Genomic DNA, 20,313 nt, shown 5'->3' on the forward strand with positions numbered 1-20,313 from the left:
CGAGCCTCCTGCATCAAGCGGCGGGTAGGCTCGCCGGCGGCGTGGCCGGGTTGCCGCCGGATGGTCACGCACAAGCGGTTGTGGCAGCACTATAAGGTAGCCGCCCGCATCGTGGAAGCTGCCAGCAAGGTCGCCACGAAATAAGCGGCCGCTGATTCGGCGTTGCCTTGGCAGTCGGCAAGGCCAGCAGGTAAGTTGTCTGTCATCCTTTGGCTAGCAGCGAAAGGGACTGGCCAAGCCGCTAATCACGCAGCCCTAACCCGCATTGGCTATATTTGGTAGGCAGGGCCAGTCGCTCAGTTGCCGAGTCGCGCCCCCTATTTTACTGGCAGAAATGGCTTTACCTCGCTTCTTGTGGTGCCTGGCACCCTTGCTGTTGTTGCTGCTGTCGGCTTGCAGCGGGCCGTCGACACCGCGCGTCTACCGCGTCGGGTTTGCGCAGTGCAGCACCGCGGGCACCTGGCGGCAGGCCGTGTCGGCGGGCATGGAGCGGGAGCTGAACTTTCACCCCGAGCTGCAGCTGCGGGTGATGGACGCGCGCGACAACAGCCAGCGGCAGCAGCAGCAGATTCGGCAGCTGCTGCGCGAGGGCATCGATTTGCTTATCGTCTCGCCCTACGAATCGGCCTCCCTGACCCCGGTTATCGAGGAGGTGTACCAGCGCGGCATCCCGGTGGTGCTGCTCGACCGGCGCATCAACTCCGACCACTACACCGCGTTTGTGGGCGGCGACAACCTCGACGTGGGGCGCACGGCTGCCCGGTACGCGGCGCGCCTGCTCCACGAGCGGGGCGGCGTCATCGAAATCCTGGGCGCGGCCCGCTCGCCAACGACGATAAACCGCCACAAAGGCTTCAGCCAGGCCCTGGCCGCGTTTCCCGCCATGCCCCTGGTGGCCCAAATCGACGGCGACTGGAACCAAAAGGGCCTGCAACTCCCGCTGGCCAAGGCCCTGCAGGCCCACCCCGAGACGACGCTCATCTTCGCCCACAACGACCGGATGGGCCAAGGCGCGGCCGAAGTGCTGCGGCGCCTGGGCCGCACCCGGCAAGTGCGCATCATCGGCGTCGACGGGCTCGAGCCGGTGCTGGTGCAGCAAGGCGAGCTGACGGCTTCGCTCTTGTTTCCGCCCGCGGGCGAAGACGCCATCCGCACGGCCGCCAGCATCCTGAACCACCAGCCCTTCAAGCGGGAAAACATCCTGGGCACCATGGTCATCGACTCGACCAACGCGGCGACGATGCGGCACCAAGTGGGGCGCATGATGAGCCAGCAGCACGACATCGAGCGGCAGCAGCAGCTGTTGCAGCGCCTGCAGCACACCTACGCCGCGCAGCAAACGGCCCTCTACGGCTTGCTGGCGTCGCTGATCGGGGCCCTGGCCCTGGGCGCAGTGGCTTGGCGCTCGGCCCGCCACAACCGGCAAATCAACCGCCAGCTGGCTCTGCAGAACGCGGAAAACGACAACATCAACCGGGAGCTGGCCAGCCAGAACCAGGAGAATGACCGCATCAACCGGCAGCTGGTCAGCCAGAACGCGGAAAACGACCGGATCAACCGCCAGCTGCTGCTGCAAAACGAGGAAATCCGGGCCCAGCGCAACCAGCTCGAAGCCCTGGCCCAGCAGGCGCAGGCCGACACGGAAGCCAAGCTGCGCTTCTTCACCAACCTGTCGCACGAGCTGCGCACCCCGCTGACCCTCATTCTGGGGCCGGTGGAAGAGCTGCTCACCAGCGGCGCCGTGCTCAGCGAGGCACAGCGCCAGGACCTGGCGCTAGTGCGCCGCAACACCCAGCGGCTGCTGCAACTGGTGGCGCAACTGCTGGACTTCCGCAAAATGGAAGTGGGCAAAACGGCCGTGCGCGCCACGCAGGGGGATTTGGTGGGCTTCGTGCGCGAGATTGTCGAGCTGTTCGAAAAGCCCGCCCAGCTGCGCGGCGTCGAGTTGCGGCTCGTCAGTCCCGAGCCGCAGCTCGTGGCTTGGTTCGACGGCAACATCCTGGACAAGGTGTTCTTCAACCTGCTCTCCAACGCCGTGAAATTCACCCCCGACCGCGGCACGATTACCATCAGCCTGCAGCCCGCCGAGGGCGGCCGGGCGGTGGCGGTGAGCATCGCCGACACCGGGCGCGGCATCTCGGAGCAGGACCGGGCGCACATTTTCGAGTGGTTTTACCAGGGCGAGCCGGCGGCCGGGGCCAAGGGCTCGGGCATCGGGCTGGCGCTGGCCCACGGGCTGGTGCGCCTTCACCAGGGCCAGCTCACGTTCAGCAGCCTGGCGGGCAAGGGCAGCACCTTCACCGTGACGCTGCCGCGCGAACTGCCCGCCGAGCTGCTGGCCAGCCACGCCACCGAGGCAGCGCCCGGGCTCCACGAACCGGCGGACGCGCTGGTGGAGCTGCTGCCGGCCGCCGAAACGCCGGCCAGCGCCGACAGTGAAACGCTGGTGCTCGTCATCGAAGACAACCAGGAAGTCAACGACTTTCTGGTGCGTAAGCTGGGCGCGGATTTCCGGGTGCAGAGCGCCACCGACGGCCACACGGGCTTCCGGCTGGCCACCGAGCTGCTGCCCGACCTGGTGGTGTGCGACGTGATGATGCCGGGCCTGAGCGGGCTGCAGGTGGTGCAGCAGTTGCGCGCCGATTGGCGCACCTCGCACATCCCGGTCATCCTGCTCACGGCGCGCGGCGCGGCCGAGCAGCAGGTGGAAGGCGTGCAGGCCGGCGCCGACGTGTACCTGACCAAGCCCTTCAACCCCGCCTTTTTGCTCGAAAGCGTGCGCACCTTGCTGGCCAACCGCGCCCGGCAGCGCGAGCATTTCCGCCGGGAGTTCCGCCTGGATGAGCCCGCCCTGACGCCCGATGAGCAGTTCGTCGTGAACCTGACGGCCACCGTGGAGGCGCACCTGAACGACGCCAGCCTGGGCGTGGAGGACGTGGCCCGCCTGCTGGGCCTGACGCGCATGCAGCTCTACCGCAAGGTGAAAGCCCTGCTGGGCACGGGCGTGACGGAGTTTATCCAAGGCCGGCGCCTGGTGAAGGCCGCGGAGCTGCTGCTCGACGAGTCCCGCTCCATCACCGACGTGGCCTACGAGCTGGGCTACTCCACGCCGTCGTATTTCTCCAGCAGCTTCCGGGCCCGCTACAACCTCTCGCCCTCTGAATACCGCTCCCAGCACACCGCCCAGTAACGCCAGTACGCGGAGCCGCTTGGGGCAAAGCCCGACTAGGCGCAGCAGTGGTCCGTCACTGGGATGGGGTAGTAGCCACAAGCTCAAACCACGGTTACATCGGCCCGGCCCCGCGGCAAAAGTGGCGCGGGGCCGGGCTGTTTGTTGACCCAGTAAGAACCGTTCACGACCAGCCGCGGCCAGGCGCCGTAGCGCCCGGGTGTCGTGCCCCGACGGGCTGCTGTATAGGTTTTTGAAACAGCACAGGTGCAGCGCCGCGCCTGTCTTGCGCGGCGCGGGGCACGCTCCACGACGAGACCTGCACATACGTTTCTGCATCAGGCCTGAGTCCGCCAGAATAGGCGGGGCAACGGCTGCTCACGCCAGCTGGTGCGGCCGTAGCTGGCCCCGGCACGAGGACGGGCATCGGTAAGCGGGGGTGGGAAGCCGGGGTTGTGTGATTGGGGCGTACGTGCGCTAAAAGTTTTGTGACAGTCTTGTTCTAAAAACGAAAACGGGTGCTTGGATGCACAAATGGTGTGGTTAGTAAACTACTGATTTGTAAAGCGCTACAAAATAAGTGGCGAATGAACGGCCTCTGTTGAAAATCAGAAAGAGGAATACCGGACCCGCTAAGACATTTGATAGGCTGGCACTTCGCCGATGCCACTCCAACACTTGGAAACCCCGGGCAGCAGCTAAGCCCGCCCGCGGTAACCCCAGCGACGTGGGCCGCAAGCAGGTAGCCGGGCTGGCTGCGCTACGCGGGCCCGAGTCACCAGTCAGGCCGACAGCATTCGGGCGCGGCAACCAGCTCCTGGAACGCCACCGCTGCCGGGTCGTGCTGGGCCCACCAACCCGAGCCCGCGCTTTCGTCTTCCATTTCCCACCCTTCCCTTGATGATGTATTCCGCTCTCGAAGCTCCCCGGGTGGCCTCGCTGCCGCCGCTTCGCTTTGCTCCGCACACTCTACCTGCCGTGGAGCCGCCGCACGGCCAGCCCGCGGCCGAAGTAGTTGAACTGCACCGGCACGCCGACTTCTTGCTGCGCTGGCAGGCGCTACCCAGCACCCGCCGCCCCCCGCTCTACCTGGTGTTTATGGTGACGGAAGGGGAGGGGCTGCACCGCATCGGCGGCGAAACCTTCTACGTGCGCGACCAGGCGCTCTGCTTTCTGGGCCCGGCGGCGCTGGCGACCTGGCAGCCGGGTCCGGCCGCCCGGCAGGGCTACTTCTGCGCGTTCACCGAGGCCTTTCTGCTGGCCGACCGCGAAGACAAAACCCTGCTGCGCAGCCTGCCTTTCTTCGCGGGCCCCAGCGCCGCCACGGCGCTGACCCTGCCCGCCGAGGCGGGGCGCTATTTTCTGGAGTTGTTCGAGCACATGGCCGACGATGCCCAAGCCGAGCCCGCCGAAGCGGCCCCCTTGCTGCGGGCGCAACTGAGCCTGTTGCTGCTGCGCGCGGCGTTCTTCTACCGCGAAGGCCTGCCGGCCGGCCCGCTGCACTCCGCCGGCCAGCGCCTGACGGCTGCTTTCCTGGCGCTGCTCGAGGAGGACCTGGCGCCGGCACGCGCGGGCGAGCCCGTCCGCCAGGGCAGCATCCGCGCCTACGCCCGCCGGCTGGGCGTGAGCCAGAACCACCTCAACGACGCGGTGCGCCGCCACACCGGCCGCTCGGCCGGCACCCTGGCCCACGACGCGCTGGCCCGCGCCGCCGCCGAGCTGCTGGCGCGCGACGGGCGGCCCGTGCACGCGCTGGCCCGCCTGCTCGGCTTCGCCAGCGCTACCTATTTCGCCCGCTTTTTCCGCCTCCGCACCGGGTACAGTCCCTCCCAGCAACGCCGTCACCTCAATCGAGAAACGGCGTGAGAGCGGCTGACAGCCGCGGATCAGGGAGGATTCCGCTGTACCCGCTCAGTTGCTCGTCCCCATGTGGTTAGCGCCAGCATGATTAAACACCCCATTTCTGCAGCAGAGATGGGGCGTTTTTTTGAGCCGAAGGATAGAAGAACACGCACCGAAGACTAGCGGCCAGGCTTTTGCTAGGTTGGGATTCAAGCAGACGAATAATGCGCGGCCCGATGGCGAGTGAGGAAAAGGCGGAGGGCTTGCAAGCGGGTCTGGTGAGCCAGAAACACCCCTTGCCTGGCCAGGCTGGTTGAATGCAGACGCAGAATACGTACACGGCTGGTTCCCAGGCAACTTCGGCGTGGAGCCTCTAGCTCAGCTTGTTGAGGGCCACGTGGTTTGCGTTTTGCAGGGAATGTGGCTGCCGGTTCGTGCGAAGTACGCTGTGCGGACGTTAGTGCTTCTTTGAATTATAAAATAATACGAATAAAAAATTATAAATAATCAAGGTATTCCGTCGGTGTTTTGATATCTTATCCCGCTCACTGCGGCGGCTTGTAGATGCTTGGCTTGGCCCCACTAGGAAGCCGTTGCTACAACCCGCTGCTATCTGGTTGCCCTCCACCGCCTCCAGATGATGCATCTGCGTTCTGTGCGTCCGGAAAAACGCAGGAACCAGGCTTGCGACGAGCAGAATACGCTTTGCCACCGATTTGCTGAATCGGAGGGTCGGTTCGTCAATGCCTTCTTGGGCTGCTGACGGCTTTGTGTTTGTGGAGTCTGACTTTTTACGGGAAACGCGATGAAACACACGTACTTGCTTTGCTTGTTACTGGGGTGTCTGCTGGCCGGGCGGGTGCCGCTGCGGGCCCAGGCGCCGCCCGCCGGGTTTGTTTCCACCACGGTATCCACCCAGTGGAACGAGGTGGTGGGCATGGCCTTCAATAACGCGGGCACGCAGATGTTTGTCTGGGAACGACCGGGCAAGGTGTGGGTGGTTGAAAACGGCCAGCGCCAGTTGCTGCTCGACATCAGCGAGGAGGTGGGCGGCTGGAACGACCACGGCCTGCTGGGCTTTGCCTTGCACCCGCAGTTCGACTCCAACGGCTACTTCTACCTGCTGTATCTGGTAGACCGGCACCACCTGATGAACTACGGCACCGCTGCCTACAGCCCGACCACCAACGACTACTTCAGTGCCACCATCGGCCGGCTCACGCGCTACACGGCCACGCGCACCACAGGCGGTTACACCGTCAATCCGGCCAGCCGCACCATTCTTATCGGCGCTACCAAAACCACCGGCATTCCGTCGACGGACCGCAGCCACGTTACCGGCTCGCTGGTGTTCGGCACCGACGGCACGCTGCTCATCTCCACCGGCGACGGGGCCTACGGCGGCGACACGGATTTTGGCAGCTACGGGGCCACGTCCTACGCCCAGGCCCTGGCCGACGGCATCATCCTGCCCCGCGAAAACGTGGGGTCGTTTCGGGCGCAGATGGTCACCTGCCTCAGCGGCAAAATCCTGCGCATCGACCCCCTCAGCGGCGCCGGCCTGCCCAGCAACCCGTTCTACGACGCGGCCGCGCCCAGCTCGCCCAAGTCGCGCGTCTGGGCGCTGGGGCTGCGCAACCCCTTCCGCATGAGTCTGAAGCCCGGCACCGGCAGCACCGACCCGACGGCCGGCAACCCCGGCATCCTCTACATCGGCGACGTGGGCTACCGGACCTGGGAGGAAATCAGCGTGGTGAGCCGCAAGGGCCAGAACCTGGGCTGGCCGCTCTTCGAGGGCCTCACCGAGCACACCCCGTTCATGAACCACCCCACCGCCAACCAGGAGGCGCCCAACCCCCTCTACAATACCGGCGGCTGCAATCAGCAATACTTCAACTTTCAGGACCTGATCAAGCAGGCCACCCCGACGGGTACGGCCACGTTTAGCAACCCGTGCAAACGGGCCCGAACCATTCCGTCCTCCATTCCCACCTTCGTGCACACCCGGCCGCTGATCGACTGGGGCCACACCGAAGGGCCTTCGCGCACGGGCATCTTCAGCGGCAGCACGGCCGCCACGGTTAACATCGGCGCGGCGGGCTCCCCGGTTACGGGGCCGCAATTCGGGGGCAGCGCCTCGGTGGGCGGCTTTTTTTACCCGTTCAGCAACTTCCCGGGCTACCAGAATACCTACTTTTTCGGGGACTACGTCAGCGGATGGATGCGCAACCTGACCGTGGACGGCGCCGACAACCCCACGGCGGTGCGGGACTTCGTCAACACCGGGGCCGTGGTGGTGGGCATGGCCGTGCACCCCACCGAGCAGGCCCTGTACTACGCCAACTTCCCCGATGAAATTCGGAAGATTACCTACAGCGCCACCAGCAACCGGGCGCCGCTGGCCGTGGCTACGGCCGACAAGCGCTACGGCCCCGCCCCGCTGAGCGTGGCGTTTCGCGGCGACACTTCGTCGGATCCGGACGGGCAGACCCTGAGCTACTTGTGGAACTTCGGCGACGGCAGCACCAGCACCCTGCAGAACCCCAGCCACGTCTTCTCGCCGGGCACCAGCGCGCCCACCAGCTACACCATCACGCTCACCGTGACCGATCCGCAGGGCGCCACCGGGCAGGCCACGCTAGCCGTGTCGGTGAACAACACCCCGCCGCAGGTGACCATCACCAGCCCGGCCAACAACACGCTGTATCCGCTTACCGGCCCCACCACCTACAACCTGCGCGCCACCGTGACCGATGCCGAGCACAGCGCCAGCCAGCTGAGCTACGCCTGGCAAACCTTTCTGCACCACGAAAGCCACGAGCACCCCGAGCCCATCGACACGGCGCCCCAAACCACGACGACCATCGAGCCGCTGGGCTGCGGGGCCGAGACGTACTACTACCGCATCGAGCTGACGGTGACCGACGCCGGCGGCCTCTCGACCAAGCAGGAAGTGCGCCTGAACCCCGACTGCAGCACGGTGCCGGCCTACACGTTTTACCGGGCCGTGAACCTGAACGGCGGCGCGCTGACGCTGGACGGCAACGCCTGGGCCGGCTCGACGGCGCCCAACTACACCACCAACGGCAGCACCTGGAGCAACCAATCGGTGACGCTGATACCGGCCACCGACGCGACGCGCGCCTCCATGATCCGCGACATGGTGTACCGCGCCGGCAGCCTCACCGCCTCGTTTACGGCCGTGCCGGCGGGCTCGTACCAGGCCTACGTGTACGTGTGGGAGGACAACAACCCGGAAGTGTTCAGCCTGGCCGTGAACGGGCAAACCGTGCTCAGCAACTACAACAGCGGCCCGGCCGGCACCTGGGCCCGGCTCGGGCCGTACCCGGTTACGCTCAGCGCCACCGGCGCGGTGCAGTTCACCGCCACCGGCGGCACGGCCAACTTCTCCGGCATGGAACTGTGGCAGCAGGGCGGCACGGCCCCAGCCAACCAGCCGCCGGTGCTGGCCGCCATCGGCAACCGAAGCGCCGTGGTGGGCCAGCCGCTCACCTTCACCGCCTCGGCCACCGACCCCGACGCCGGGCAGAGCCTGACGTACACCCTGACCGGCACGGTGCCCGCCGGGGCCAGCATCAACGCCAGCACCGGCGCCTTCAGCTGGACGCCCGCCGCTACGGGCAGCTTCCCGGTCACGGTGCGCGTGAGCGACAACGGCGCGCCCGTGCTGACCGATGAGGAAACCTTCACCGTGACCGTCACCTCGACGCCGCCCACCGGCAGCTACGTCTTCTACCGGGCGGTGAACCTGAACGGCTCGGCCATCACGCTGGACGGCAACGCCTGGGCCGGCTCGACGGCACCCAACTACTCGTACGTGGGCACGCCGCTGAGCACGCCTTCGGTGACGCTGATACCCGCCACCGACGCGACGCGGGCAGCCATGATCCGGTCGTTTGTGTACAACTACCCGGGCAGCGTGAGCGTGACGCTGACGGCCGTGCCCGCGGGCAATTACCAGGTGTACGCTTACGTGTTCGAGGACAACAACGCGGAGGTGTACTCGCTGCTGCTCAACGGGCAAACCGTGGTGAGCAACCGCAACAGCGGCCCGGCCGGCACCTGGGCCCGGCTCGGGCCCTGGCCGGTGGCCGTCGGCGGCGGGCAGGTGCAGCTGGCCAGCACCGGGGGCACGGCCAATATTTCGGGCATTGAACTCTGGCAGCAAAGCGCCGCCAACCGGGGCACCCAGCCGGCCGCCGGCACGACGGCCCGGGAAACGGGGCTGTCAGCCGAGGCCGGGCTACAGCTGTACCCCAATCCGTCCGCCGACGGGCGCTTCAGCTTGGTGCTGCCGCCGGCCTTTGCCGAGGACGTGCGCTACACCCTGGTGTCGGCCCTAGGCACCCAACTCGCCGCGGGCAAGCTTCCCCGCCGGCCGGCCGGCACCGTCGTGGCGCTGGACTTGGCGCCGCAGCTGCGCACGGCCGGCGTGTATTACCTGCGGCTGGAATGCGCTGGCCGGCCGCTGCACATCAAGTTGCTGCGCGAGTAGCTATTCAGAATAGGAAGGAACGGCCGCACCCGAGGAGTTTTGGGTAACTCCCTGGGTGCGGCCGTACGTGCAACTGGAGCCGTTAGCTGGCAGCGCTGTTGGGGCCGGCGGCACCCGCGCCGTCCGCAGCGCGTTTGGTTTTCGCTTCTGGCAGGTCAGTACAGAACAGTCGCGCGCGGCGAAACTGCTTTTTTGCGCCGTCCACCCACCGACCTGCGCCATGAAAGCACTGCTTGCCCTGTTCCCGCTGGCCCTCACGGCCTTTGCTCTGCCCTTCCGGCCCGACCTGCCGACCCCGACCGGCGCGGCTCCCAAAGACTACGTCATCACCAACTACGGGGCGGGCTCTGACAGCACCCAGCTCAGCACCGCCGCCATTCAGCGCGCCATCGACCAGGCCAGCGCCGGCGGCGGGGGCACGGTGGTGATTCCCAAGGGCGTGTTTCTCAGCGGGGCGTTGTTTTTCAAGCCCAACACCCAGCTGCGCCTGCAGGCCGGCGCCAAGCTCAAGGGCTCCGACAACATTGCCCACTACCCGCTGATTCCGTCGCGCATGGAGGGGCAGAGCCTGGATTACTACGCGGCGCTGGTCAACGCCTACAAGGTCAACAACTTCCGGGTGACGGGTCCGGGCACCATCGACGGCAACGGGCTGCGCTTTTGGAAAAACTTCTGGGCGCACCGCGACTCAATGAAGCAAGTCGGCAAGTCGTCGACCAACCTGGAAGTGCACCGCCCGCGCCTGCTCTTTATCTGGGGCTGCAAGGACGTCACCATCAAGGACGTGAAGCTGCACAACGCGGGCTTCTGGACCACCCACCTCTACCAGTGCACCAACGTGCTCGTGGAGGGCTGCGACATTCGCTCCCCGTTTCGGCCGGTGAAGGCCCCGAGTACCGACGCGGTGGACATCGACGCGTGCCGGAAAGTGACCGTGCGCAACTGCTACATTTCCGTCAACGACGACGGCATCGTGATGAAGGGCGGCAAAGGGCCCACGGCCCAGAAACTGCCGGAAAACGGGCCCGTCGAGGACGTGCTGATTGAGGGCTGCACCTTCGGGGAAGTGCACGCGGCCGTCACCTGCGGCAGCGAGTGTATCCACGCCAACCGCATCACCGTGCGCAACTGCAAGGTGGACAACGACCGGCCGCTGCTGCTCTTCAAAATGCGCCCCGATACCTACCAGCTCTACGAAAACATCACCGTGGACAACGTCACCGGCAAGTGCGGCACCATCGTCACGCTCTCGCCCTGGACGCAGTTTTTCGACATGAAAGGCAGCACGGAAAAGCCTTTCGGCACCATTCGCAACGTCAGCGTTTCCAACGTGAAGGTGCAGTGCAAGCAGTTCGCGGTGCTCAACGGCAACCCCGCCGATAAGGTCTCGAACATCAGCTTCAACCACGTGGACGCCACGGCCCAGACGGCGGCCTTCGTGAACAAGTACCCGCAGGTGAAATTCAACGACGTCACCCTCAACGGCGCGCCGCTCACGGCCGCCCCGGCCGAAGGCGCGGCCGTAACGCCCCTGAAGCCGGACTAGGGGCACCTCGCCCCCGGCCCCCTATCTGAAAAAGGAGAGGGGGCGCTTGGCGTCAGCACGCAAGAGTCCTCGACTGCGCTCGGAATGACGTTCCGGTAAACTGATTTGGTGCACCTCAAACCAAAAGCGGCCCACCCGATTACCGGGTGGGCCGCTTTTGGTTTGAGCGCCGGGGGCCTAGCGGCCGAGCTTGGCTTTCAGGTTGGTGTCCAGGGCTTCCAGGAACTCCTCGGTGTAGAGGTAGTCGCGACCGTGCTCCACTTTGTTGCCGTGGATGCAGACAGCCAGGTCCTTGGTCATCTTGCCGCTTTCCACGGTTTCGATGCACACTTGCTCCAGGGCGTGGCAGAAGTCGATGAGCTCCTGGTTGCCGTCGAGCTTGCCGCGGAACTCCAGGCCGCGCGTCCAGGCGAAGATGGAGGCAATCGGGTTGGTGGAGGTGGGCTTACCTTTCTGATGGTCGCGGTAGTGGCGCGTCACGGTGCCGTGGGCGGCTTCGGCTTCCATGGTCTTGCCGTCGGGCGTCACCAGCGTGGAGGTCATCAGGCCCAAGGAGCCGAAGCCCTGCGCCACGGTGTCGCTCTGCACGTCGCCGTCGTAGTTTTTGCAGGCCCACACGAAGTTGCCGTTCCACTTCAGCGCCGAGGCCACCATGTCGTCGATCAGGCGGTGCTCGTAGGTGATGCCGGCGGCCTTGAACTTCTCCTGGTAGTCCTGCTCGTAGATTTCCTGGAAGATGTCCTTGAAGCGGCCGTCGTACTTTTTCAGGATGGTGTTCTTGGTCGAGAGGTACAGGGGCCAGCCTTTCATCAGGGCCTGGTTGAAGCAGGCGTGCGCGAAGCCGCGGATGCTCTCGTCGGTGTTGTACATGGCCAGGGCCACGCCGTCGCCTTTGAAGTTGTACACCTCAAACGATTGCGCATCGCCGCCGTCCTCGGGCTGGAAGGTGATGGTGAGCTTGCCCTTGCCCTTGGTCACGAAGTCGGTGGCGCGGTACTGGTCGCCGAAGGCGTGGCGGCCGATGCAGATGGGGGCGGTCCAGTTCGGCACCAGGCGCGGCACGTTCTGCGTCACGATAGGCTCGCGGAACACGGTGCCGTCGAGGATGTTGCGGATGGTGCCGTTCGGCGACTTCCACATCTGCTTCAGGCCAAACTCCTTCACGCGCTCCTCGTCGGGGGTGATGGTGGCGCACTTGATGCCCACGCCGTACTGCTTGATGGCGTTGGCCGCGTCGATGGTTACTTGGTCGTTGGTTTCATCGCGGTACTCGATGCCCAGGTCGTAGTACTTGATGTCCAGGTCCAGGTACGGGGTAATCAGCTTGTCTTTGATGAATTTCCAGATGATGCGCGTCATTTCGTCGCCATCCAGTTCCACTACGGGGTTTGCAACCTTGATTTTGGACATGAGCTTTGAGCTGTGGCTGAGGTTCATCCCAACCGTTGAGTTTCGGTGAGCAGCGGCGCACGCGCCGTTTGCGGGGCTAAACTTAAGGCAGAATTGCCGCCCGACCGCGCCCGCGCGCACAATAGAAGCGCCAAGCCCTGATAGCCAACGTGCAAGCCGCGCGGCCGGATGTTAGGATAGGGTCTAGCCGGAAGCCTTAGAACGTCATGTTGAGCGAAGCCGAGACATCTCGCGTGTTTCATTGCGCCCAATGTGCGCCTCACCCCTGGCCCCCTCTCCGAAAAGAGAGGGGGAGCCGGACGAAGCGGTAGAGATGCTTCGACAAGCTCAGCAGGACGCCCTTATTATTGCGAGCGACTTTCCAGCTAACCGGCGAATCCGGCGCTGTCGGCACCAGTTGAGCGCCAAACGGCAATTTTGCGCCACCTTTGAGGTCCATTTCCTTAGCGTCACCCGTGCAACACGCCACCGAACCCGAAGAACGAGCCTACCTGGAAGAGGTCAAGGAAAGCATCACGCTGGCCATCCGCCGCGTCGACGACGCCGTGCGGCAGTTTTCCGACGAGCTGCGGCAGAAAAAGCAGTACCTGCACGAGCACCAGTCCAGCCTCGACGACGCGGACATGGTGGCCGCCGAGCAGTCCATCAACCGCATGGCCTACACCGGCGAGGGCGCCGTGGCCCGCAAGCGCCGCCTGCTCAAGCTGCTGCAGTCCCCGTACTTCGGCCGCGTCGACTTTGGCGCCCGGGGGCAGGCGGCCGCGCCGGTTTACATCGGCGTGCACTCCTTCCTCGACGAGACGCAGCGCCGCAACCTGATTTACGACTGGCGCGCCCCGATTTCCTCCCTGTTCTACGACTTCGAGCTGGGCGAGGCCTCGTTCACGTCGCCTTCGGGCGAGGTGCCGGGCCGCATCGAGCTGAAGCGGCAGTACAAGATCCGGGACGGCAAAATGGAGTTTATGCTCGACAGCGGCGTGAACATCCACGACGACGTGCTGCAGCGCGAGCTGGCCAAGGCCGCCGACGACAAGATGAAGACCATCGTGGCCACGATTCAGCGCGACCAGAACGCGGTGATTCGCAACGAAACGGCGCCGGTGATGGTCATTCAGGGCGTGGCCGGCTCGGGCAAGACCTCCATTGCCCTGCACCGCATTGCGTTTCTGCTCTACCGCTTCCGCGACACCATCCGGGCCCAGGACATTCTGATCATTTCTCCCAACAAGGTCTTCGCCGACTACATTTCCAACGTGCTGCCCGAGCTGGGTGAGGAGCACATTCCGGAAACGGGCATGGAGGAACTGGCGGCCGATTTGCTGGGGCCCCAGCAGCCGTTTCAGACCTTTTTCGAGCAGGTGACGTCCCTGCTGGAAACCCACGACGCGGCCTTTATCGAGCGGATGCAGTTTAAGTCCTCGTTTGAGTTTCTGGCCCAGCTCAACCAGTACCTGCTCCACATCGAAAACAACTACTTCAGCGTGGCCGACCTGCGGGTGGGCCGCACCGTGGTGCCGGGCGTGTTTATTCAGCAGAAGTTCAAGGCTTACCACCGCGTGCCGCTGCTGAAGCGCTTCGGGCAGGTGGCCAACGACGTGCGGGCCTACGTGCGCGACAAAGCCGACCGCAAGCTCACCGGCGGCGAAAAAGCCGCCATCGGGGAGGGCATTCCGCGCATGTTCCGCTTCAACAACGTGCTGGACTTCTACCGCGACTTTTACCGCTGGGTTGGCCGGCCCGAGCTGCTCAAATTCGACCACGGGCGGCCCCTGGAGTACGCCGACGTGTTTGCCTTGATCTACCTGCGCATCCGGCTGGAAGGCCTCAGCGGCTACGAGCACGTGAAGCACCTGCTGGTGGACGAAATGCAGGACTACACCCCGGTGCAGTACGCGGTGCTCTCGCGCCTCTTCCACTGCCGCAAGACCATCCTGGGCGACGTGAGCCAGACGGTGAACCCGTACAGCTCCTCGTCGGCCGAAACCATTGAGCGCGTGTTTCCGCAGGCCGAGGTGGTCAAGCTCTACCGCAGCTACCGATCCACGCTGGAAATTACAGCCTTTGCCCAGCGCATCACCCCGAACCCGCACATCATCCCGCTGGAGCGGCACGGCGCGGCGCCGGCCATGCGGGGCTTCGGCAGCCGCGAGGAAGAGGTGGCGGCCGTGCGGCAGCTCGTGGCCGACTTTGCCGGCTCGGGCAACCATTCCCTCGGTATCATCTGCAAAACCCTGCGGCAGGCTCGGCAGCTGCACCAGGCGCTGCAAGCCGACGACGTGCACCTGCTCACGGCCGACTCCACCTTGTTCAAGGAGGGCGCGGTCATCACCACGGCGCATTTGGCCAAGGGCCTGGAATTCGACGCGGTGGTGGTGCCCTTCGCGTCGGCCCGGAATTACCAGTCGGAAGTCGACCGGAGCATGCTCTACGTGGCCTGCACCCGCGCCATGCACCAGCTCACGCTGACGTACACGGGCGAGCTGACCGCGTTGTTGACGGCCGCCGGGTAGGGCCGGCGCGGGCCCCGGCAGTAGCCCGGGTGGCGGCGGGGCGGTCGGGGGCGCGGCAACCAAGGCGGCGGCGGGCGGCCGTGTAGCCAAGCTCGGCATTGGCCCGTATGAGGAGTACCGGCCGGGCGGTGTTGCCTCGGCAGCCGCCGGCGGTAGTTCTTCGTACCACACCCTCCTTCGCTCATGGCTACCACGCCCGATAACCCCCAGCCCACCCCGACCAACGAACCGCAGCGCGCCAACCCCCATAACAGCGGCGCCAACGATAACCCCGACGAGTTCAGCGAGTTTCGCAAGCCCAATGCCCCGCCCACCGAAAACTACGCCCAGGAAAGCCGGCAGGCCAACCCCGCCGAGCAGCCCGGCCACGTGGAGCAAAACCAGAACCCCGACGCCGTAGCCGCCGCCCAAAACGCCGATGACGACGAGCAGCGCGCCGCCTGGAAGTCTGACGACCCGCGCTACGGCAGCGGCCACCGCCCCGGCACCCAGCGCAGCCCCGCCGACGGCGGCGCTGACGCGGACGCCGAGCAGTAGACTCTCATAGCAGCGTTTTAGCACGTTGCCGATGCAGCCCGCCGCAGCCTGCGGCCCGGACTGAAAGCCAAAACGGCCCGCCGACAGCAAGTCGGCGGGCCGTTGTGCATGGGCGGCAAGCGGCGGAATCAGCGGGTCTTGAGGTGGCTGGTCACCTCCGGGCTCAGCGGCGACACGGCCGGGCCGAAGTAGTGGGTCAGGCGGCCGTCGGGCCCGACGAGGTACTTGGCGAAGTTCCAGTCGGGGGCCTGCTCGTTCCAGCCGTTGCGGCGGGCGTCGCTGAGCCACTGGTACACGGCGTTTTGCTGGGGCTGCTTCACCACCACGCTCTTCTTCATCAGCGGGAACGACACGCCGAAGTTGACTTGGCAAAACTGGTTGATGGCCTGGTCGTCGGCCTTTTCCTGCTCGGCAAAGTCGTTGGCCGGAAAGCCGAGCACTACGAGCTGGTCGGCGTACTGCTCCTGCAGCTGCTGCAGCTCCTCGTACTGCCCGGTGTAGCCGCAGTTCGAGGCCGTGTTCACCAGCAGGACCTGCTTGCCTTTCAGCTCGCGAAAGGGCAGGGGCTGGCCCGAGTTGAGCGTGCCGGCCAGGTCGTAGAACGAGGCCGGGGCCGCGGCGCCCTGCTTGTTTTCGAGCACCTTGCCGCGGCTGCTGGACTTGCTCAGGCGCATGATCAGGGGGTAGAGCAGCTTCAGGAGTTTTTGGCGGAACGTGGGCATGGCAAAATCAGAAGGTGTGGAAAAACCCTGCAAGGTACTGCCACCGCGCGGTCCGGGTTGCCCGCGCTACTGGTCGCGCTTGGGCGTCTGAAAGCTGGCCGTGTCGCGGTAGTAGAAGCCGGCCAGCGTGGTCACGAAGGCGTACTTGCCGCAGGTGTTGACGGAGGTAATCTGGTTGGTGGCCAGCCCGTCATTGTCCAGCTCCTTGAGCACGAGGCTGTTGGCGCTGAGCGTCACGCGCCAGAGCTGGGCCTGAAACGTGGCGTAAAGCGCCGCGCCCACGTTGTGGAAGGTGAGCAGGCCCAGGTTGGTGCCGCTCAGGTTCAGCAGCGGCGCCCAGGTTTCACCCTGGTCGTCGGAGACAAACAGCGTGGAGTTGCCCACGGCAAACAGCCGGTTTTGCAGGGTAAACATCTGCGTGACGTAGGCGTTGGTGCCGGGCACCGGGCTGTAGCCGAAGGCCTTGACGCGCCCGGTGGTATCGACCCGGAAAAACTGCCCGCCCATCGACACGAAGAACTTGTGGTGGTAGGCCGCCGCGAAGTAGCCCGCCTGCACAAACCGGGCCCCGGCCGGCGCGGGCGTCAGGGTAAACAGGCGGGTGTTTTTCAGCTCCAGCGACTCGCCGGGGCGGAAGCCCGCAATGGGGCCCACCCGCAGCACGCTGCCCAGCTGCCAGTAGCTGTTGCCCTCGGTCGGGGCCAGCACGTAGCGCCCGTCGACGACGGGGTAGCCGGAATTGCCCTGGATGGGCAGCGGAAAGGCCTTGTTGGTGTTCGGGTCGGTGGAATAAGTGGGGGCGTAGGTGAAGCGGCCGAAGTTGGAAATCGGCGAGGCCGTCAGGAATATGCCGAGGCGGTTGGCGTCGTAGAGAATGGTGCCCACGGCGGGGGTGATGGTGGGCGCCACCAGGTAGCCGTAGGTGGGAATGCCCTGCAGGAAGGCGCCGTTGATGCCGCGGTTGAGCCCACGGGGCCTTACATACCACAGCGCCGTGTTGCTGGCCACCACCAGGGTCGAGTCGTCTTGGCGGGCGGAGGTGAGCAGGATGCGGTTGTAGCTCGTCAGCGAGGAGTCCAGCGTCCAGGACCGGGCGCGGGCGGGCTCGGTCACGACCTTGATGCGTTCCTTGGTGCAGGCGCCGGCCAGCAGCGCGAGCAAAACCAATAGCCACGAAATGCGATGCATGCGAATCGGAGGTAAGGTGGTAAACGGATAGAAGCGGCCGCAATATCCACCCAAGCCGGCATTTTTAGACCCCGGCCGGGCGGGGCGGCCGCGCGGCGCGTACCTTTAGCCGGCCTGCCGACCGACTACCCCAGCTCCCTGCGTGGACGACTACCTGCTCTTCCTAGACACCGAAACCACCGGCCTGCCGCGCCGCTGGGACCAGCCCTACGCCGCGGGCCCGTGGCCCCACGTGGCGCAGTTGGCCTGGCAGGTCTACACCGGCGCGGGCGAGCTGGTGAAGGAGGAAAACCACTTCCTGCAGATTCCCGCGGGCTCGATGCCGGCGTCGGCGGTGGCCGTGCACGGCATCACGCCTGCGTTTCTGCGGCAGCACGGTCAGCCGCCCGGTCCGGTGCTGCAGCGCCTGCTGGCCGATTTGGCGCAATTTCAGCCGCGGGTCGTCGGCTACTTTCTGCAGCTCGATTTCCACGTCATCGGGGCCGCACTGCAGCGCGCTGGGCTGCCCAATCCACTGCCCGCGCTGCCGCAGTTTTGCACCATGAAAGTCAGCGGCCGACCCGACGACGGCACCCACCGCCGGTACCGCCGCCTCTCCGAGCTGCACGAGCAGCTGCTGGGCCAACCCTTGCCCCGCCTGCACGACGCCCGCGAAGACGCCGCCGCCACTGCCCGCTGCTTTTTCGAGCTGCGGCGCCTCGGCCGCATTCCGCCCGCCGTCCTCAGTGGCCAGCCGCCGCTGCGCCCGCCCACCGGACGGCGGCCCGCCGTCCGGCTGCCCCGCTCGTTGCTGTTGGCGGGCGGCGCCTTGCTTCTTGTTCTGCTCTTACTTGCCCTGCTATGGATACTCGTTTAGCCTTCCTGCGCACCGTGGAGCCCTTTGCCTTCCTGCCCGACGAGGTGCTGGCCGGCGTGGTGGAGCTCCTGGAAGAAGTGAAATACCCCCAGGAAACCCTGCTCTACCAGCAAGACGTGTCCAAGCTACGCCACCTCGACATCGTGGTGGAAGGCGCTTACGACACGTTTTTCCTCGACAGCGAGCAGCGCCAGCGCCTGCCCGAGGTCTACGGCCCGGGCACCTGCTACGGGGGCATGTCCATCTTGCTCAACAAAAAGCGCAGCCTGCGCACGGTGGTGGCCCGCGCCGGCACCCGGGTGCTGCAGCTGCCGCGCCGCGACTTCCGGGCCCTGTGCTTGGCCTACGAGCCGTTTTTCCAGTACTTCACCCACCGCTTCGGCCAGCGCATGCTCGACGACGAGTACGCGCACTTCGTCAAGCCCGCCTCGCCGCCGGAGGAAAACTTCCTCGTCGCCGACCAGCTCTTCTCGCGCCGCATCGACTCCTTGGAAGTACGGCCCATCGTGGCGGCGCCGGCCAGCACGCCCATTTTTCAGGCGGCCCGTCGCATGGGCACGGCCAAGGTCAGCTGCCTGTTTGTGACCGACGAAAGCGGCGACAACCTCGTCGGCTACTGCACCGACATCACCCTGCGCGACGCGGTGGTGGCCAAGTGCCTCGACGCGACGCGGCCGGTGGGGGAGGTGGCGGCCACGCCGCTGGTGTCCATTGCCAGCTCGGCCTACGTGCACGAGGCCATCCTGCTCATGTTTCAAACCAAGACGCGCTACCTGCTGGTGGAGCGCGAGGGGCGCTACGTGGGCTTTCTGAGCCGCAACAAGCTGCTTTCGGACCTGGCCCAGTCGCCGTTTATGTTCATTCAGGCCGTGAAGCTGGCCCAGAGCACCCGCGAGCTGAAGCGCCGCTGGGACATGGTGCCCGACATGGTGAACCAGCTGCTGACCCGCGGCGTGCGGCCCGAAATCGTTAACCAGGTCATCAGCACCGTGGCCGATACCATTGCCCTCAAGGTCATCGAGCACGTGCTGGAGGCCCAGGGCCCTGCCCCGGCGCGCTTCGCCTTCATGGTGCTCGGCAGCGAAGGCCGGCAGGAGCAGACCCTGGTGACCGACCAAGACAACGCCATCATCTACGAGGACAAGGCCAACGAGCAGCGCGAGAAGGTAAGGGCCTACTTCCTGCGCTTCGCCGAGGCCGTGTCCGACGAGCTGAACCACATCGGGCTGCACTACTGCACGGGCGGCTTCATGGCCAAGAATCCGAAGTGGACGCACTCCCTCTCGCACTGGAAGCGCAACTACCAGGCGTGGATCCGCGAGTCGGTGCCCGAGACGGTGATGCAGTTCGCCACCTTCTTCGATTGCCGCCACCTCTACGGCGACGCCTCGCTGGTGCAGGAGCTGCAGGCCTTCGTGCGCGACGAGCTGCAGGCCGGCAAGTCGGAGCGCTTCCTGTTTTTCATGGCCAAAAACGCCCTGCAGTACGAGCCCCCGCTGACCTTCTTCCGCGGCTTCCGCACCTTCGCCCAGGAAGGCCAGCAGGTGTTCGACCTGAAGAAAGCCATGACCCCGATCGTGGATTTGGTGCGCGTGTACGCCCTGCAGCGCCAGGTGCCGGGCACCAACACCGGCGAGCGGCTGGCCCGCCTGCGGGAACTGGGCGTGTTCAAGGAGCGCGAGTACGAAGAGCTATTGCAGGCCTACTACTACCTGATGGGCATGCGCCTCAAAAAGCAGGCCCGCCAGCTCATCTCGGACCGCCGCGCCGCCACCAACTACCTCGACCCCAAGGCACTGACGCAGGTGGAGCAGGTGACGCTCAAGGAAATCTTCAAGGTCATCGGCGACTTCCAGGTGAAAATAAAGGTGGCCTTCACCAAGGCGCTGTGAGGCGCTGGCGTCAGGGTGAAATATGCCATGCGGGCCCGGGGAAGCCAAGAAGCAGAATTGCTTGGACGAGAAGCACAAGGCTCTGCAGCCGCTTCCCAGCCAGCAAACCGGGAAGAGCTGTCGGG

11 protein-coding genes are annotated in these 20,313 nt (G+C 65.6%); 8 read left to right on the forward strand and 3 right to left on the reverse strand.

Going from position 1 to position 20,313, the window contains the following annotated elements:
- The first annotated feature begins 334 nt into the window (after nt 1–334).
- The 4 genes from LJ737_RS25730 to LJ737_RS25755 all read left to right on the forward strand — a co-directional run bounded on the left by LJ737_RS25730 (nt 335) and on the right by LJ737_RS25755 (nt 11,073).
- Nucleotides 335–3,190: a substrate-binding domain-containing protein gene (locus tag LJ737_RS25730; RefSeq protein ID WP_227769650.1), complete on the forward strand. Its 2,856-nt coding sequence runs from the start codon at nt 335–337 to the stop codon at nt 3,188–3,190.
- 879 nt (nt 3,191–4,069) lie between these two features.
- Nucleotides 4,070–5,035 (forward strand): helix-turn-helix transcriptional regulator, encoded by a 966-nt coding sequence (locus tag LJ737_RS25735; protein WP_227769651.1) that lies wholly within the window; start codon nt 4,070–4,072, stop codon nt 5,033–5,035.
- Between the two features lie 781 nt (nt 5,036–5,816).
- Nucleotides 5,817–9,527 carry a PKD domain-containing protein gene (locus LJ737_RS27230; RefSeq protein ID WP_317206671.1) on the forward strand — a complete coding sequence of 1,237 codons (3,711 nt, stop codon included), beginning with the start codon at nt 5,817–5,819 and terminating at the stop codon, nt 9,525–9,527.
- Between the two features lie 220 nt (nt 9,528–9,747).
- Nucleotides 9,748–11,073, forward strand: a complete 1,326-nt coding sequence (locus LJ737_RS25755; RefSeq protein ID WP_227769652.1) for a glycoside hydrolase family 28 protein — start codon at nt 9,748–9,750, stop codon at nt 11,071–11,073.
- Nucleotides 11,074–11,250: 177 nt separating this feature from the next.
- Here the strand turns inward: LJ737_RS25755 and LJ737_RS25760 are convergent, their stop codons facing one another.
- Entirely contained in the window at nt 11,251–12,483 is a 1,233-nt protein-coding gene (locus LJ737_RS25760; RefSeq protein ID WP_227769653.1) for an NADP-dependent isocitrate dehydrogenase, read from the reverse strand.
- A 455-nt stretch (nt 12,484–12,938) separates the two neighbouring features.
- Between LJ737_RS25760 and LJ737_RS25765 the strand changes: the two genes are divergently transcribed.
- Together LJ737_RS25765 and LJ737_RS25770 are read left to right on the forward strand one after the other, a co-directional pair.
- On the forward strand, nt 12,939–14,993 hold the full coding sequence (locus tag LJ737_RS25765) for a HelD family protein (RefSeq protein WP_227769654.1): 2,055 nt from the start codon (nt 12,939–12,941) through the stop codon (nt 14,991–14,993).
- A gap of 183 nt (nt 14,994–15,176) precedes the next feature.
- Nucleotides 15,177–15,530: a hypothetical protein gene (locus tag LJ737_RS25770; RefSeq protein ID WP_227769655.1), complete on the forward strand. Its 354-nt coding sequence runs from the start codon at nt 15,177–15,179 to the stop codon at nt 15,528–15,530.
- A 128-nt stretch (nt 15,531–15,658) separates the two neighbouring features.
- On the opposite strand, the gene LJ737_RS25775 is transcribed toward LJ737_RS25770, so the two are convergent.
- Together LJ737_RS25775 and LJ737_RS25780 are read right to left on the reverse strand one after the other, a co-directional pair.
- A complete protein-coding gene (locus tag LJ737_RS25775) occupies nt 15,659–16,252 on the reverse strand; it encodes a glutathione peroxidase (RefSeq protein ID WP_227769656.1) in 594 nt (197 codons plus the stop codon).
- A gap of 66 nt (nt 16,253–16,318) precedes the next feature.
- On the reverse strand, nt 16,319–17,440 hold the full coding sequence (locus tag LJ737_RS25780) for a hypothetical protein (RefSeq protein ID WP_227769657.1): 1,122 nt from the start codon (nt 17,438–17,440) through the stop codon (nt 16,319–16,321).
- 142 nt (nt 17,441–17,582) lie between these two features.
- On the opposite strand from LJ737_RS25780, the gene LJ737_RS25785 reads away from it, so the two are divergent.
- The gene (locus LJ737_RS25785; protein WP_227769658.1) at nt 17,583–18,296 is read left to right on the forward strand and encodes a 3'-5' exonuclease; all 714 of its coding nucleotides are present in this window, start codon (nt 17,583–17,585) and stop codon (nt 18,294–18,296) included.
- Entirely contained in the window at nt 18,281–20,188 is a 1,908-nt protein-coding gene (locus tag LJ737_RS25790) for a DUF294 nucleotidyltransferase-like domain-containing protein (protein ID WP_227769659.1), read from the forward strand. Before LJ737_RS25785 ends, LJ737_RS25790 begins: the two co-directional genes overlap by 16 nt.
- The last annotated feature ends 125 nt before the right edge of the window (nt 20,189–20,313 follow it).

It is taken from the genome of Hymenobacter sp. 15J16-1T3B (genome assembly GCF_020711235.1).
Lineage (GTDB): Bacteria > Bacteroidota > Bacteroidia > Cytophagales > Hymenobacteraceae > Solirubrum.

Bases quoted from the DNA above. Each gene is read 5' to 3' on its own strand.
- LJ737_RS25730 (WP_227769650.1), top strand. From the start codon at position 335: ATGGCTTTACCTCGCTTCTTGTGGTGCCTGGCACCCTTGCTGTTGTTG.
- LJ737_RS25735 (WP_227769651.1), top strand. From the start codon at position 4,070: ATGATGTATTCCGCTCTCGAAGCTCCCCGGGTGGCCTCGCTGCCGCCG.
- LJ737_RS27230 (WP_317206671.1), top strand. From the start codon at position 5,817: ATGAAACACACGTACTTGCTTTGCTTGTTACTGGGGTGTCTGCTGGCC.
- LJ737_RS25755 (WP_227769652.1), top strand. From the start codon at position 9,748: ATGAAAGCACTGCTTGCCCTGTTCCCGCTGGCCCTCACGGCCTTTGCT.
- LJ737_RS25760 (WP_227769653.1), bottom strand. From the start codon at position 12,483: ATGTCCAAAATCAAGGTTGCAAACCCCGTAGTGGAACTGGATGGCGAC.
- LJ737_RS25770 (WP_227769655.1), top strand. From the start codon at position 15,177: ATGGCTACCACGCCCGATAACCCCCAGCCCACCCCGACCAACGAACCG.
- LJ737_RS25775 (WP_227769656.1), bottom strand. From the start codon at position 16,252: ATGCCCACGTTCCGCCAAAAACTCCTGAAGCTGCTCTACCCCCTGATC.
- LJ737_RS25780 (WP_227769657.1), bottom strand. From the start codon at position 17,440: ATGCATCGCATTTCGTGGCTATTGGTTTTGCTCGCGCTGCTGGCCGGC.
- LJ737_RS25790 (WP_227769659.1), top strand. From the start codon at position 18,281: ATGGATACTCGTTTAGCCTTCCTGCGCACCGTGGAGCCCTTTGCCTTC.